Origin of the sequence: Pseudomonas sp. ES4 (assembly GCF_050586665.1) — a bacterium.
In the GTDB taxonomy this organism is placed as follows: domain Bacteria; phylum Pseudomonadota; class Gammaproteobacteria; order Pseudomonadales; family Pseudomonadaceae; genus Aquipseudomonas; species Aquipseudomonas frederiksbergensis.
The window spans coordinates 409,736-424,158 of the sequence record NZ_JBOBDO010000001.1 but is presented as its reverse complement, the minus strand read 5'-3'; the positions used below and the strand labels follow the sequence as shown (position 1 = coordinate 424,158).

Annotated in this window: 15 protein-coding genes; 7 read left to right on the top strand and 8 right to left on the bottom strand. The window is 59.7% G+C overall.

Annotated features, from left to right (window positions below; all coding sequences use genetic code 11):
• Positions 1-151: 151 nt before the first annotated feature.
• Positions 152-1,138: an NAD(P)/FAD-dependent oxidoreductase gene (locus ACQ4OB_RS01875; RefSeq protein ID WP_074880213.1), complete on the bottom strand. Its 987-nt coding sequence runs from the start codon at positions 1,136-1,138 to the stop codon at positions 152-154.
• Positions 1,139-1,334: 196 nt separating this feature from the next.
• Here ACQ4OB_RS01875 and ACQ4OB_RS01870 point away from each other — a divergent pair, with 196 nt between their 5' ends.
• Both ACQ4OB_RS01870 and hemH read left to right on the top strand, forming a co-directional pair.
• Complete coding sequence (locus ACQ4OB_RS01870; protein ID WP_074880210.1) at positions 1,335-2,237, top strand: TIGR01777 family oxidoreductase; 903 nt, start codon at positions 1,335-1,337, stop codon at positions 2,235-2,237.
• Between the two features lie 13 nt (positions 2,238-2,250).
• Positions 2,251-3,276 carry a ferrochelatase gene (hemH, locus tag ACQ4OB_RS01865; RefSeq protein WP_430955013.1) on the top strand — a complete coding sequence of 342 codons (1,026 nt, stop codon included), beginning with the start codon at positions 2,251-2,253 and terminating at the stop codon, positions 3,274-3,276.
• Positions 3,277-3,349: 73 nt separating this feature from the next.
• On the opposite strand, the gene ACQ4OB_RS01860 is transcribed toward hemH, so the two are convergent.
• The gene (locus tag ACQ4OB_RS01860; protein ID WP_008153403.1) at positions 3,350-4,624 is read right to left on the bottom strand and encodes a uracil-xanthine permease family protein; all 1,275 of its coding nucleotides are present in this window, start codon (positions 4,622-4,624) and stop codon (positions 3,350-3,352) included.
• 2 nt (positions 4,625-4,626) lie between these two features.
• On the bottom strand, positions 4,627-5,265 hold the full coding sequence (gene upp / locus ACQ4OB_RS01855; protein WP_008025893.1) for a uracil phosphoribosyltransferase: 639 nt from the start codon (positions 5,263-5,265) through the stop codon (positions 4,627-4,629).
• A 163-nt stretch (positions 5,266-5,428) separates the two neighbouring features.
• Here upp and ACQ4OB_RS01850 point away from each other — a divergent pair, with 163 nt between their 5' ends.
• Positions 5,429-5,986: a hypoxanthine-guanine phosphoribosyltransferase gene (locus tag ACQ4OB_RS01850; RefSeq protein ID WP_074880200.1), complete on the top strand. Its 558-nt coding sequence runs from the start codon at positions 5,429-5,431 to the stop codon at positions 5,984-5,986.
• A gap of 39 nt (positions 5,987-6,025) precedes the next feature.
• Here the strand turns inward: ACQ4OB_RS01850 and dauA are convergent, their stop codons facing one another.
• Complete coding sequence (gene dauA, locus ACQ4OB_RS01845) at positions 6,026-7,747, bottom strand: C4-dicarboxylic acid transporter DauA (protein WP_074880197.1); 1,722 nt, start codon at positions 7,745-7,747, stop codon at positions 6,026-6,028.
• A 151-nt stretch (positions 7,748-7,898) separates the two neighbouring features.
• Between dauA and ACQ4OB_RS01840 the strand changes: the two genes are divergently transcribed.
• Complete coding sequence (locus ACQ4OB_RS01840; RefSeq protein WP_074880194.1) at positions 7,899-8,384, top strand: hypothetical protein; 486 nt, start codon at positions 7,899-7,901, stop codon at positions 8,382-8,384.
• A 63-nt stretch (positions 8,385-8,447) separates the two neighbouring features.
• Complete coding sequence (locus ACQ4OB_RS01835) at positions 8,448-8,735, top strand: PA4642 family protein (RefSeq protein ID WP_074880191.1); 288 nt, start codon at positions 8,448-8,450, stop codon at positions 8,733-8,735.
• A 200-nt stretch (positions 8,736-8,935) separates the two neighbouring features.
• Here ACQ4OB_RS01835 and mqo read toward each other — a convergent pair whose 3' ends face one another.
• Both mqo and ACQ4OB_RS01825 read right to left on the bottom strand, forming a co-directional pair.
• Positions 8,936-10,444: a malate dehydrogenase (quinone) gene (mqo, locus tag ACQ4OB_RS01830; RefSeq protein WP_074880188.1), complete on the bottom strand. Its 1,509-nt coding sequence runs from the start codon at positions 10,442-10,444 to the stop codon at positions 8,936-8,938.
• Positions 10,445-11,184: 740 nt separating this feature from the next.
• Entirely contained in the window at positions 11,185-11,418 is a 234-nt protein-coding gene (locus ACQ4OB_RS01825; protein ID WP_074880185.1) for a hypothetical protein, read from the bottom strand.
• Between the two features lie 205 nt (positions 11,419-11,623).
• Between ACQ4OB_RS01825 and ACQ4OB_RS01820 the strand changes: the two genes are divergently transcribed.
• Positions 11,624-12,208 carry a YajG family lipoprotein gene (locus ACQ4OB_RS01820; RefSeq protein WP_074880182.1) on the top strand — a complete coding sequence of 195 codons (585 nt, stop codon included), beginning with the start codon at positions 11,624-11,626 and terminating at the stop codon, positions 12,206-12,208.
• A 100-nt stretch (positions 12,209-12,308) separates the two neighbouring features.
• Here the strand turns inward: ACQ4OB_RS01820 and ACQ4OB_RS01815 are convergent, their stop codons facing one another.
• Positions 12,309-12,515 (bottom strand): hypothetical protein, encoded by a 207-nt coding sequence (locus ACQ4OB_RS01815; protein ID WP_074880179.1) that lies wholly within the window; start codon positions 12,513-12,515, stop codon positions 12,309-12,311.
• Positions 12,516-12,705: 190 nt separating this feature from the next.
• Here ACQ4OB_RS01815 and ACQ4OB_RS01810 point away from each other — a divergent pair, with 190 nt between their 5' ends.
• Positions 12,706-12,990 carry a hypothetical protein gene (locus ACQ4OB_RS01810; protein ID WP_074880177.1) on the top strand — a complete coding sequence of 95 codons (285 nt, stop codon included), beginning with the start codon at positions 12,706-12,708 and terminating at the stop codon, positions 12,988-12,990.
• 218 nt (positions 12,991-13,208) lie between these two features.
• Here ACQ4OB_RS01810 and ACQ4OB_RS01805 read toward each other — a convergent pair whose 3' ends face one another.
• Entirely contained in the window at positions 13,209-14,372 is a 1,164-nt protein-coding gene (locus tag ACQ4OB_RS01805; RefSeq protein ID WP_173860457.1) for a 1-acyl-sn-glycerol-3-phosphate acyltransferase, read from the bottom strand.
• Positions 14,373-14,423: the final 51 nt, after the last annotated feature.

Here is a 14,423-nt window from a genome sequence, read left to right as displayed (position 1 = left end):
ATCAACGCCGCGTCTGCATCGCCTGCAACCCGGCATTCGACTCTGTGCCTTCGTCGTCGCGACAGCTCGATGATCAGAAGATGTTTTTCGCGGTTTTGCGGGTGGGCTGCTGTCTATTTCGACAGCAGCAATTGACTCTGATCGATGCGGTTTACTGCAGATGCGCATGCAAGCGGCGGGCGGCTTCCTGGCCGCTGAGCCAGGCGCCTTCGACACGGCCGGACAAGCACCAGTCGCCACACACATAGAGCCCCAGGTCGGCATCGGCCAAGGCCCCCCATTCATGACTGCTGGCCGGCCGGGCGTAAAGCCAGCGGTGCGCGAGGCTGAAGGTCGGGGCGGGCATGGAGTCGTGCAGCAGCTCGGCAAATGCGCCGTGCAATTGCTCGATCACCGCTTCCTTGGGCAGGTCGATATGCTGCCGACTCCACGCGCTGGTGGCGTGCAAAACCCAGGTGTCGAGGGTGATGTCACGTCCGGGTTTGCTGCGATTGCGAGCCAGCCAGTCGAGCGGGCTGTCCTGTACGAAGCAGCCTTCCATGGGCGTATCCAACGGTACCTCGAACGCCAGCGCGACAGCCCAGGTCGGGTCCATTTTCACTCCGGCGGCGGCACCGGCGAGTTTCGGCGCGGAGGCCAGCAGTGCAGTCGCCTGAGGCGCCGGCGTGGCGATGATCACATGGCTGAACGGGCCGTGGGTGAAGCCTTCGGCGTCCTGCAGATGCCAGTGTTCTTCGCCGCGATAGACCTCGGTAATGCGGCAGGCAAAATGCACCTCCAGGTCGCCGAGCAGCCCACGGGTGATGGCGCTCATGCGCGGCGTGCCGACCCAGCGAGTCTGTTCGTCCGGCGACAGGTTGAGCTGGCCACCATGGTAGGTGTAGAGCTGCGGTAACCATTCGGCGACCCAGCCTTTTCCTTGCCAGCGCTGGACTTCAGTGACGAAGCGACGGTCGCGGGCAGTGAAATATTGCGCGCCCATGTCCAGAGCACCCGCATCGCTGCGCTTGCTCGACATGCGTCCGCCACTGCCGCGGCTTTTATCGAAAAGTTGAACGACATGCCCGACCTCTGTAAGGGCCTGGGCGGCGGAGAGTCCGGCGATGCCGGTGCCGATGATTGCGATAGGTACAGTCATAGGGGCCTCGTTTGCCTTTCTGTACAGACTACGCCGTGGATGAAACCTGTACAATATTGTTTTTTGGTATAACTTTTAGCGTTCTTGTTCTGACAGCTTGGCCTATTGTTAAACACAGAGCCTGCCCGATACCAAAGATCCCTGCATATAAAAATAGACTAGTGATCAAGGTAAAACGCCACGCGAGGAAGAAGTCATGCACATATTGCTGACCGGCGGTACTGGTTTGATAGGACGTCAGCTCTGCCGACACTGGTTGAGTCAGGGACATCGTTTGACTGTCTTGAGCCGCACACCTGAAAAAGTCGCGCAGATTTGCGGTGCTCAAGTGCGGGGAATCGCACTGTTCGAGGACCTTGGACAGGAAACGGTTGATGCCATTATCAACCTGGCGGGCGCACCGATTGCCGACCGACCCTGGACCTCCAAACGCAAGGCGCTGCTCTGGAGCAGCCGGATCACGCTGACCGAAACCATGCTGGCCTGGCTCGAAAGCCGCGCGCAGAAACCGCAGGTATTGATTTCGGGCTCTGCTATTGGCTGGTATGGCGACGGTGGGGAGCGCGAATTGACCGAGCAATCTCCGCCGGTCATCGATGATTTCGCCAGCCAGTTGTGCATCGCCTGGGAGGAAACAGCCCAGCGCGCCGAGGCGTTGGGCATTCGCGTGATCCTCATCCGCACCGGGTTGGTGTTGTCGGCCGAGGGCGGCTTTTTGTCGCGGCTGTTGCTGCCGTTCAAAATGGGGCTGGGCGGGCCTCTGGGCAGTGGCCGGCAGTGGATGCCATGGATCCATATCAACGATCAAATCGCCCTGATTGATTTTCTTCTGCATCAGGAAGACACCAGTGGTCCTTATAATGCCTGCGCGCCCAAGCCGGTGCGCAATCGCGAATTCGCCAAGACGTTGGGTAGCGTGCTGCACCGTCCGACGTTCATGCCCATGCCGGCCCTGGCGTTGAAGGTGTGTCTGGGCGAGTTGTCGTCGCTGTTGCTGGGTGGCCAGAAGGCTGTACCGGCTCGCTTGCTGGAAGCGGGTTTCACTTTCCAGTTCACTGATTTGCGCGCGGCTCTGGACGACCTTTCCAGCCGCCTTTGAAATAGGACGTTGCATGACCGATCACGCATTGCTTCTGGTCAACCTGGGCTCGCCGGCTTCCACCTCGGTGGCGGATGTGCGCAGTTACCTCAATCAATTTCTGATGGACCCATATGTGATCGACCTGGCATGGCCGGTGCGACGTTTGCTGGTGTCGCTGATCCTGTTCAAGCGCCCGGAGCAGTCGGCCCACGCCTACGCCTCGATCTGGTGGGAGGAGGGCTCGCCGTTGGTGGTGCTCAGTCGTCGCCTGCAACAGGCCATGACGGCCCAGTGGACCCACGGTCCGGTGGAACTGGCGATGCGTTACGGTGAGCCGTCGATTGAATCGATGTTGGTGCGCCTGGCGGCCCAGGGTCACAAGCGGGTCACGCTCGCACCGCTCTATCCACAGTTCGCCGACAGCACAGTGACCACGGTGATTGAGGAGGCCAAGCGAGTGGTTCGCGAGAAGCAGCTAGATGTGCAGTTTTCGATTCTCCAGCCGTTCTACGATCAACCGGAATACCTCGATGCGCTGGTGGCCAGCGCCAAGCCGCATTTGCAGCAGGATTACGATCACCTGCTGTTGAGTTTCCATGGTTTGCCGGAGCGGCACCTGACCAAGATCGACCCTACCGGTCACCATTGCTTCAGAAGCGACAATTGCTGCCAGAACGCTTCGCCAGAAGTTTTGGCGACCTGCTACCGCGCCCAATGCCTGCGCACGGCCTCCGAGTTTGCCAAGCAGCTGGGGCTGCCGGACGGCAAGTGGTCGGTGTCGTTCCAGTCGCGTCTGGGGCGGGCCAAGTGGATCGAACCCTACACCGAAGCGCGCCTTGATGAGCTGGCTGGAATGGGCGTGAAGAAAGTGCTGGTGATGTGCCCGGCATTTGTCGCCGATTGCATCGAGACGCTGGAAGAGATCGGGGATCGCGGCAAGGAGCTGTTCCGCGAGGCGGGGGGAGAGGAGTTGGTGTTGGTGCCGTGTCTTAACGACGACCCGCAGTGGGCGCGGGCGTTGAGTGCCTTGTGCGAAAGAGCGCCGCTGGCGCTTTAAACTGTGGCGAGGGGGCTTGCCCCCGTTTGAGTACAGATCGTTCCCACGCGGAGCGTGGGAACGATCAGTTCGCTCAAAGCAGCGATTCATTCGCCTTCTTGTGCTTCCAGCTGTCATTGCCCGGCAGCAACAGGTTCAGCGCAATCGCCGTCACCGCGCACAGCGCGATGCCTTTGAGGCCGAAGTCGTCCGGCCCTGTGCCGGTGCCGACCAGTACGCCGCCAATCCCGAACACCAGGGTCACCGAGACAATCACCAGGTTGCGCGCTTCGCCCAGGTCGATCTTGTGGCGAATCAGCGTGTTCATGCCCACTGCCGCGATCGAGCCGAACAACAGGCACAGAATCCCGCCCATCACCGGCACCGGAATGCTTTGCAGCAGCGCGCCGAACTTGCCGATGAACGCCAGGCTGATGGCGAATATCGCCGCCCAGGTCATGATCTTCGGGTTGTAGTTCTTGGTCAGCATCACCGCGCCCGTCACTTCGGCATAGGTGGTGTTGGGCGGGCCGCCAAACAGGCCGGCTGCGGTGGTGGCAATGCCATCGCCGAGCAGGGTGCGGTGCAGGCCGGGTTTCTTCAGGTAATCGCGACCGGTCACGCTACCGACAGCAATCACGCCGCCGATGTGCTCGATGGCCGGGGCCAGGGCCACCGGAACGATGAACAGAATCGCCTGCCAGTTGAATTCCGGCGCGGTGAAGTGCGGGATTGCAAACCATGGTGCAGCGGCAATTTTCGCGGTATCAACGACGCCGAAATAAAACGCCATCGCAAAACCCACCAGCACGCCCGAGATGATCGGCACCAGGCGGAAGATGCCTTTACCGAACACCGCGACGATCAGGGTGGTCAGCAGCGCGGGCATCGAGATCAGCATCGCCGTCTGATAATGAATGAGCTCGGTGCCGTCGCCAGCCTTGCCCATCGCCATGTTGGCGGCGATTGGCGCCATGGCCAGGCCGATGGAGATGATCACCGGGCCAATCACCACCGGTGGCAGCAGACGGTCAATGAAACCGGTGCCTTTGATCTTCACCGCAAGACCGAGGAAGGTGTAGACGAAACCGGCCGCCATCACGCCGCCCATGGTCGCCGCGAGACCGAACTGGCCCTTGGCGAGAATGATCGGGGTGATGAAGGCAAAGCTCGACGCCAGGAACACCGGCACCTGACGCCCGGTGACGATCTGGAACAGAATCGTCCCCAGGCCTGCGGTGAACAGCGCCACGTTCGGGTCGAGGCCGGTAATCAGCGGCATCAACACCAGGGCGCCGAAGGCCACGAACAGCATCTGCGCACCCGACAGCACCGTGCGCCAGAGCGGATCGTTGAACTCTTGCTGCATGCTCAAGCGTCCTTCTGCTTGGTACCGAAGATCTTGTCACCGGCATCGCCCAGGCCTGGGATGATGTAACCATGCTCGTTCAGTTTTTCGTCAATGGATGCGGTGTAGATGGTCACGTCCGGGTGAGCTTTCTCTACGGCGGCAATGCCTTCAGGGGCAGCCACCAGCACCATCGCGCGGATATCCCGGCAACCGGCCTTTTTCAGCAGGTCGATGGTCGCGACCATGGAACTGCCGGTGGCGAGCATCGGGTCGATGATCATCGCCAGACGTTCGTTGATTTCCGGAACCAGTTTTTCCAGGTAGGTATGAGCCTGCAGCGTTTGTTCGTTGCGGGCCACGCCCACGGCGCTGACTTTGGCGCCTGGGATCAGGCTCAGCACACCTTCGAGCATGCCGATGCCTGCGCGCAGGATCGGCACGACAGTAATTTTCTTGCCGGCGATTTTTTCGACCGACACCGTGCCGCACCAGCCTTCGATGTCGTAGCTTTCCAGCGGCAGGTCTTTGGTGGCTTCATAGGTCAGCAGGGCACCGACTTCCTGAGCGAGCTCACGGAAATTCTTCGTGCTGATGTCGGCGCGGCGCATAAGGCCAAGTTTATGGCGGATCAGCGGATGGCGGATCTCGAGGATGGGCATGGGAAAGGCTCCGGCGGCGGGCAAAAAAACCGGCCTAGATTAATCTATCCGAGGGTGTTGTCCTATAGACATTCAGAACGTTAGTCCACAAACGCTTGATCTGGCCTCGCTTGATGCGTACCTTTGCCCGCTTTTCCTGAACCGCCACCCCCCGGAGAACGCCATGCCCGCAGATCTCGAGCATATCCGTCAAATCATGCGAGAGGCTGACTGCCTGTACACCGAAGCTGAAGTCGAGGCGGCCATCGCCCGTGTCGGTGCACAAATCAACGACCAGTTGGCTGAAAGCAATCCTGTGGTGTTCTGCGTGATGAACGGCGGGCTGATTTTCTCCGGCAAACTGCTGACCTATCTGAACTTCCCGCTGGAAGCGTCCTACCTGCACGCGACCCGTTATCGTAACGAAACCAGCGGCGGTGATCTGTTCTGGAAAGCCAAGCCGGAAGTCTCGTTCCTCGACCGCGACGTGCTGATCATCGACGACATCCTCGATGAAGGTCACACCCTGGGCGCGATCATCGACTACTGCAAACACGCCGGCGCCCGCGCTGTGCACACCGCCGTGCTGATCGACAAGGACCACGACCGCAAGGCTCGCCCGGACCTGAAAGCCGATTTCGTCGGCCTGCCATGCATCGACCGTTACATCTTCGGTTACGGCATGGACTACAAAGGCTACTGGCGTAACGCCAACGGGATTTTTGCCGTTAAAGGCATGTGAATGGGGTGACTGTCCGCGCAGTTTGCTTGAACTGCGCGCTCAGTCCTGTCCGGCGAGCCAGCGTTCGCTTTTGCGTCGCGCCTGTTCCAGATTATTCACATAGGCCAACTGGCGCTGCTCCCGATGAATCCCCGCGCGCCTGAGTTTCAGGCGTACCCGTGGAGCGGTTCCTACCAGAATCAGGCCGATGCCGTCGGTGCGGTAATCCCTCAGGATATTGTCGAAGGCAGCCAGTGCCGTCATGTCCAGCATGGGCACGGCGCTCATCTCGACGATCACCACTTTGACCTCCGGACTGAATTTGCGCAGCACGCCCAGGGCTTTTTCGGCGGCACCGAAAAACAGCGGCCCGCGTATCGCATAGCAACGAACATGCTCCGGCATATCCCGTAAGGCTTGATGGAATTCGCGAGGCAGTTCGGCGGTGTCCGTGAGGTCGCTCATGCGCTTGATGAACAGACCGGCGGCCAGCAGCAGGCCGACGGCGACAGCCATCACCATGTCGAACAACACCGTCAGGCTCAGGCAGGTCAGCAACACCAGCACATCGCTGCGGGGCGCGATGCGCAAGGTATGCAGCACGTGCCGGGCCTCGCTCATGTTCCACGCCACCATCACCAGCAACGCGGCCAGAGCAGCCATCGGCAGATAGCTGAAAAGCGGTGCGAGGACGAGTATCGCCAGCAGCACCACAGCACTGTGAATAATGGCCGCCAATGGCGAAAACGCTCCGCTGCGCACGTTGGTGGCACTGCGGGCGATCGCCGCCGTGGCGGTAATGCCGCCGAACAGTGGTGCGATCAGGTTGCCCAGGCCCTGGCCCAGCAGTTCTGCATTCGGATCGTGTTTGCTGCCGGTCATGCCATCCGCCACCACCGCACACAGCAAGGATTCGATGGCCCCGAGCATGGCAATGGCGAACGCCGGTGCCAGTAGCTGACGAATCAGATCGTAAGACAGGTGCAAAGGCTGGCCGTCGGGGCCGGGTAGATTCCACGGCCAATCGAAGCTAGGCAGGAACGGCGGAATCCCGGGATGGCTGACGCCTTCGACCATATAGCTGAAACGCTCGCCCAATGTCGCCACCGGCAGCCCGCCGTGCTCCAGCGCCAACCCCAGGAGCGCGCCGATGGTCAGCGCCACCAGATGCCCCGGAATCCTCGGCACCCACCGTGGCCAGACAATCAGAACCGCCAGGCAGCTGATGCCGATGATCCCGTCCCCCAACCGGGCGCTGGGCAAGGCCAGAATCAGTACACCCAACTGTTCGATGTAGTGCTCTGCCTGGCCGGGAGTGTTCAGGCCCAGAAAATCCTTCAATTGCAGGGTTGCGATGACAATGCCGATCCCGGCGGTAAAACCCAGGGTAACCGGATACGGAATGTACTGGATCAACCGCCCGGCTCGGATCAGCCCCAAGGCTATGAGAATGACGCCGGCCAGCATGGTGCACAGCAGCAAACCGCCCAGGCCATATTGTTGGGTGATGGGTAACAGAATGACCACGAAGGCAGCGGTCGGCCCACTGACATTGAAACGTGAACCTCCTGTCAGGGCGATCAGGGGCGCTGCGATCAGCACCGTATACAACCCATGCTGAGGCGGTACACCCACGGCAATCGCCAGCGCCATGGCCAGCGGGATGGCGATAATCCCTACCGTTACCCCGGCGCTGATGTCGCCGCGTAAGCGTCTGAGGGAGTAACCAGCGCGCCAGGTCTGACGCCAGGCGGCGAACAACGGGGGAACGGAGAACGACATGAGCACTCCACGGTAGATGGCGCACCGTTGAACGACGGCTGAAAGCTCTTTCAGTATGGCCAGCTTCACCCTGCGAAGTATTGACCCATATCGCCAATTCGCGCGGTTGATCCTCATGCTAGAGTGCTCGGCTTCGCCTTGGGAGCCTGTCATGAGCCTTTTAATCCGCAGCTGCGCCGCCCTGTTGCTGACTGTCAGCCTGCCTCTGGCGGCCGCCCCGGTGCCGATGCACGCGCAGTTCCTGCCCCCCGATGACCTCACCCTGCGTGACGCGGAGCCCGAGCAGCAACAGTTGTTGCAGGTTACCGAGTACTCGGTAGTGGTCGGCAGTCAACGCCAGTCCAACCAGCAGCCGATCCCGGTCACGTCGCCGTTGCTGATCCGACTCAAGGGCAAATCCTTGAACAAGGGTGCGACCATCAGCCAGGTGCTGGTCAATTTCGATGGCGAAAGCAAAAGCCTGAAAAAGCCGATCTACGACGACAAGAGCAAAACCCTGACGCTGTTTTACCCGATGGCCCAGTACCGGGTGGTGATCGACTTGTTGCGCAATGACACGGTGTATTGCCAGTTCCTCAGCTACGCCAACGGTCATGTCTGGGCCGATCTGCACACGGGCGCTGTTCGTCCGCGTTGAGCCCGGTGGCAAGGGAGGGGTAAACTGCCCGCCCCGTGAAATGTCTGCGAGCTGGAGTCGGCAATGCGTAAAGATAAGAAGCAAGTGATTGGTGACGAGATCGGCGATGAGCAGATCAAGCTGTTCCTCGATTTCGAACCGGTCGACGCCACGTCGCCGTCGCTGCACAAACTGATCAAGGCCTATCGCGGCCTGCGCATCGATGACTTCGAACGTTTCCTGACGTTCTTCGTCGAAGCCGGTCTGGATCTGAACGGCAAGGATGAGCACGGCAATGACTTCGTCGCCCTGATCAAGGATCAGCGCAACGCGGCCGAGTACATCGAACTGATCGAAAAGGCTCGCGGTTAACGTCAACACACCGACATTTGTGGCGAGGGAGCTTGCTCCCGCTGGGCTGCGGAGCGGCCCCAAAATTCTGCGAACGACGCAGATTTTTGTGAGCGCTGCGCACTCAAGCGGGAGCAAGCTCCCTCGCCACAATGATTGTTTCACCGCATAAAAAAACGCCCCGCTCTCAAAGAGAACGGGGCGTTTTTTATGGAGCCGAATCAAGCGTAGCTTTCGGTCTCGTTGCTGGCTTCAACCAGTTCCAGCGCGACGTTGTTCTGCACATTGATCTTGCGATACAGCGCAGCGTCGGTTTCCAGGACTTTTTCCCGAGCCGGGAAGATTTCCGCCAGTTTGGCAGCCCACTCACCGGAAGCCTTGTTCGGGAAGCATTTCTCGATCAGTTCCAGCATGATCGAAACGGTCACCGACGCACCTGGCGACGCGCCGAGCAGGGCAGCAAGGCTACCGTCCTTGGCCGCGACCAGTTCGGTACCGAACTGCAGAACGCCGCCCTTTTTCGGGTCTTTCTTGATGATCTGCACCCGTTGGCCAGCCACTTCCAGGCGCCAGTCTTCGGCTTTCGCCAGTGGATAGAAGCGACGCAAGGATTCCAGGCGCTGTTCCATCGACTGCATCACTTCGCTGACCAGGTACTTGGTCAGGTCCATATTGTTTTTCGCCACGGCCAGCATCGGGCCGATGTTGCCGGCGCGAACCGACATCGGCAGGTCCATGAAGGAACCGTGCTTGAGGAACTTGGTGGTGAAACCGGCGTAAGGTCCGAACAGCAGGGACTTCTTGCCATCGACTACTCGGGTGTCCAGATGCGGCACGGACATTGGAGGCGAACCCACCGCTGCCTGGCTGTAAACCTTGGCCTGGTGGTGCTTGACCACTTCCGGGTTGTCGCAACGCAGCCACTGGCCACTGATCGGGAAGCCGCCGAAGCCTTTGCTTTCTTCGATGCCCGACGCTTGCAGCAGCGGCAGTGCAGCGCCACCGGCGCCGAGGAAGACGAATTTCGCATCGACCTCACGGGTATTGCCGCTGTTGACGTCCTTGATGCTGACAGTCCAGCCGCCGTTGTTGCGCTTCAGGCCGGTCACACGCTTGCAGTACTTGACCTGGGCATCGGGTGCGCTGGTCAGGTGCTTGAGCAGTTGATTGGTCAGGGCGCCGAAGTTGACGTCGGTGCCGTTCATGACGCGGGTGGCGGCGACGACTTCGTCGGCCGGCCGGCCAGGCATCATCAGCGGCATCCACTCGGCCATGGTGGCCTTGTCTTCGGTGTATTCCATGTCCGAGAAGGCGTGGTGCTTGCTCAGCGTCTTGAAACGTTCCTTGAGGAAGGAAACGCCATCGTCGCCCTGCACGAAGCTCAGGTGCGGCACCGGGCTGATGAACGTCTTGCACGAGCCGAAGGTGCTTTTCCTGGTCAGGTAGGACCAGAACTGCTTCGACACCTCGAACTGGGTGTTGATGTGCACGGCTTTCTTGATGTCGACGGTGCCGTCGGCGGCCTGCGGCGTGTAGTTGAGCTCACACAGCCCGGCGTGACCGGTACCGGCGTTGTTCCACGGGTTCGAACTCTCCGCAGCACCGGAATCCATCAGCTCGACGACTTCCAGCTTGATCGCGGGGTCGAGCTCTTTGAGCAGTACAGCGAGGGTGGCACTCATGATGCCGGCCCCAACCAGTACTACGTCGACTGCTTCGTTATGCGCCATTTAACGCGTCTCCAAAATCTGCAGCACCAAATTGTCGGCATGGCTGCCAGGTGTTCAGGGGCGTGTCAGTGAGGCCCCAAGTAACCATGGCAGTATCGCCATGTCCGAATCTTCGCAATTTTTTGCAACTTCGACGGACGCTACCGGCCGGGTCTAAAAGAGTCACATGAACTCACTTCAACACGCGGCTGGCAATTCGACTTATGGTCGATACATCCGTTTGTGCAACCAAATCCGTAGAGGACAGGCTTCAGGATCCGGTGTTCGAGGCGTACTCGGTCCTGTGTCGTTGGGCTGTTTCAGACGCTAATGGTGCATGTTCAGACGCAAAACTATTCATTTGCTCGCCACACTCTTGTGAAGTTGTGAAAACCCGTTTTTTTCACGCTCTTTTGAAGACGTGAACCTCAAAAAAGGGCTGCCCCAGCCTGGCACCGTGCCCGGATGGATTGCCGCCATGGGATACATGACAGGCAAAACGGGCAAACAGCTCAGTGACCGAGCGTAATGACAGCTCTGCAGATTCGCGAAAAGTGGGGTTTTTGCTCAAGGAACAGCAAGCGCGCCAGCTTCACTCGATCTGTGTGGGCGGCTCTCTGTAGGGCGGTGCGGGGTGTCAATACAAGCGCATTGACGATGCTGCGAGGCCCGATCAGGAGACGTCCTTATAATCGGGGGGAGATTGTAGCGAAGAAACGCAGGGAAATGGTCGTGTTAAATGACTTTTATTAGGTGTTCGGTCAGGTGGTCAACAGTTGCTGAGCCCGCGCACGAGGCTGGCGCTGGCTGACACGGGCGCTAGGGGGCAGGGGGTGATGTAACCAGTTGAGACGGATTTCTTCGATTTCGACCCAGCCATCACCCATCGGCTGGAGGCTGCACTGTTTGAATGCCTGGCAAAGGCCGTTGCGGTCGAGCAGGGCGAAGCAGCGATGCAGAGGGCGTGGAGTGAACAGCGAGATGAGATAGCGCATGGCGAAGTACCTTGTGGGGTGACTGCTCTGAAGGTTGCCAGCGTGCCGTGACGAGCAAGTGTATGGGCGGTGACATATCTGTGACAGGAACCGCAGTCTGGAGGGTTTGTCAGAGATTTCAGTATTCACTGTGAGGTGCTAGTTACCCACAGTGGCCCACCGCTATACTGCGGGCCTGTTTGTGCCTGATTCTGGAGAGAAGAGCATGTTGCAACGCCTGTTGTTCGGTTTGATCACTGTGACCAGTTTGACCCTGGTCGGCTGCGCCCACAGCCCGCAACAACTGAATCCGGAACCCAAGCTGACCACTCAGCTGGCACCGGTCGGCCGTGGCCAGCCGGTGGTGGTGCGTGTGGTGGACGGTCGTCCGTCGCCGACCTTGGGCACCCGTGGTGGCCTGTACCCCGAGACCAGCGCGATCACCGTGCAGGGCGCGCAGATTCTGCCGAAGTTGCAGGCTCAGGCCGAAGCGGCCGTGCGGTTGTTGGGCTTCACCCCAACTTCCAATGCGCTGAATGCTCCGCAGTTGACCGTGACCCTGTCGGAGCTGAAGTATCAGTCGCCTAAAGAAGGCATGTATGTGACTGAAGCCACCATTGGTGCGACATTCCGTTCCGATGTGCAGAACGCCAACCGTCGCTACAGCGGTCGTTATGGTGCCTCCCTGGATCAGCGTTTTGGTATGGCGCCGAATCAGGAAACCAACACCAAGCTGGTCAGTGATGTGTTGAGCGATGCGTTGACGCGTCTGTTCAAGGATCCGACGATTGGTCAGATTCTCGCCGAATAAACGTTCGCTGGATTCAAAAAAAGCCCGGTGCCAGCAATGGTTCCGGGCTTTTTCATGCGTGCTGATTTGGTGGAACTGCACCCACAAGGGATCCGCGGTGTCAGGCGGCCTGCGAATAAAAATCCAGAACACTCACGCCCGTCAGCAAATCCGTCTCTGGCAAATCCGCATGCTGATGCCCGCCCAATGCGCAATACACCAGCCAGTGGCAGTCCTGGACGTTGAAGGCGAGGCTGCCGACGAGGTTTTGTTGTTCGTCGCTTTGGGCGATGAGGTAGAGGCGATCCTGGTTTTCGGCGTGCAACATGACGGTTTCCGTGTCGGTTTCGAGGGGCGGCAGACTGGCGTATCCAGATGACGGCGCCGTGACACAGGACAGGAATCAGTCAAATGGTTCGTTATTTGTCGGAAAGCAAGGGCAGGAGGTGAGGCTTTCGGTAGAATTCGCGCCGCGGTCGCCGGTTCGGCGTCTGCCACCTGTTTTGCTGAGGTCCGTGATGTCGTTGCATTTGATTTCGCTGTTTACCAACCATCCCGCCAAGTTGATCAACCTGTTCGCCTTGTTGTTGGCCTTTCCGGGCAGCTGGTTGCTGCATGCCACTCGGCGCCGCGAACAGCGCGCGCGGGCCATTCTCCAGGCGCAAAGCCAGAGCCGTCGTATCGATGAGCCGACGTTGATGCCGGACAGTGCGACCTCGCGTATGAACCGGTTTTTCTATCGTTTCGGTTTTGCCTGCCTGGGGTTGGCGCTGCTGGTGTCGTGGATCAGCACGCGCTTCTGAAGCGCTGACACCAACCTTGTGGCGAGGGGACTTCTGTGGCGAGGGGATTTATCCCCGTTCGGCTGCGCAGCAGTCGTAAGTCGGTACCCCTGGCCTGTCTGAAAAATATGATCGCAGGTTTTGGGGCCGCTTCGCAGCCCAACGGGGACAAGTCCCCTCGCCACAGGTGATGTGGTGACAGTCAAATAGAGCGCCGTTGTCGTATCCAGCCAAAATCCCTACAGCGGCAAACCTGCTTTCACACGGTACTGATTGCGCACCGGCGTCGCGTATTGCAGGACCATGAACGGACGATGCTCCTCAGGGCACGCGTCCAGACGCTGTTGCCATTGCTCCTGCGCCTTGGCCAGTTCGTCCGCCGCAAACACTTCAGAGGCTTTCGGCACCTGCAATTGCGGGTCGGCGTCTTTCCACTGGGCGTAGGCCAGGTAATGCACCGGGAACAGGCGGTAGCCGCCGAGGATCTGCCGGTCTATCTCGACCGCCAATTGCTTGGTGTCGTCGAACAGTTCAGTGATCGGCGAGGCGAAGTTCACATGCACCCGGCCCTTGTAGCCGGTGATGCCCTTGGCGATGCTGACATCGTCCTCGCCCGGCACTTTGGTGTAGCTGCCGGTGGTGGCGCGGATGAACAGCTCGCGAGCCTTGGCTTGATCGCACGGATCGTATTCATAGCTGATCGAAACCGGGGTGAGGTTCAACGACTGAATGACTTCGCCGAACGGCTCGTCCTTGCGGCTCATGTGGAACATCTTGAGGATCGCCGACTCGGTGCGGTCGTCGCCGTCCTTGGCCCGGCCTTCGGCCTGGGCGATCCAGATCGAGGCGCAATCGTTGCGGATCGAGTGGTTGATGTAGGCCGACAGCAACTGATACGCCGCCATCTTCTCGCGTCGGCCGGTGATCGAACGGTGCACGATAAAACTCTTGTTCAGGCGCATCAGATCGCTGACGAAGGGCTTTTGCAGCAGGTTGTCGCCGATCGCGATGCGCGGTGTCGGCAGGCCGGCGTGGTACACGGCGTAATTGACGAAGGCCGGGTCCATCACGATGTCGCGGTGGTTGGCAATGAACAGGTAGGCGCTGCCGGACTTGAACTGCTCGACGCCGGTGTACGTCACCCCGTCCGTGGCTCGCTCGATGGTGTGGTCGACGTACATCTCGACTTTATCCTGCAACGTGGCCACCGACGTAACGTCGGCGAACTCACGGCGCAGCCGATGAGCTATAAGAGGTTTGAGCATCCAGCCGAAAGCACCGGCAAAACGCGGGAAGCGGAAGTGGATGAGGATATCTAGAAACGCCTTGTCGCCGAGCAGCCGGTCCAGCACCGCAGGGACTTCGCTGTCATTGTAAGGTCGGATGGCATCGAATTCGCCCATCATGCTCTCTTGTTAGAAACGGCTAGGGTAAGTAAAGGTTTTGATCGAAAA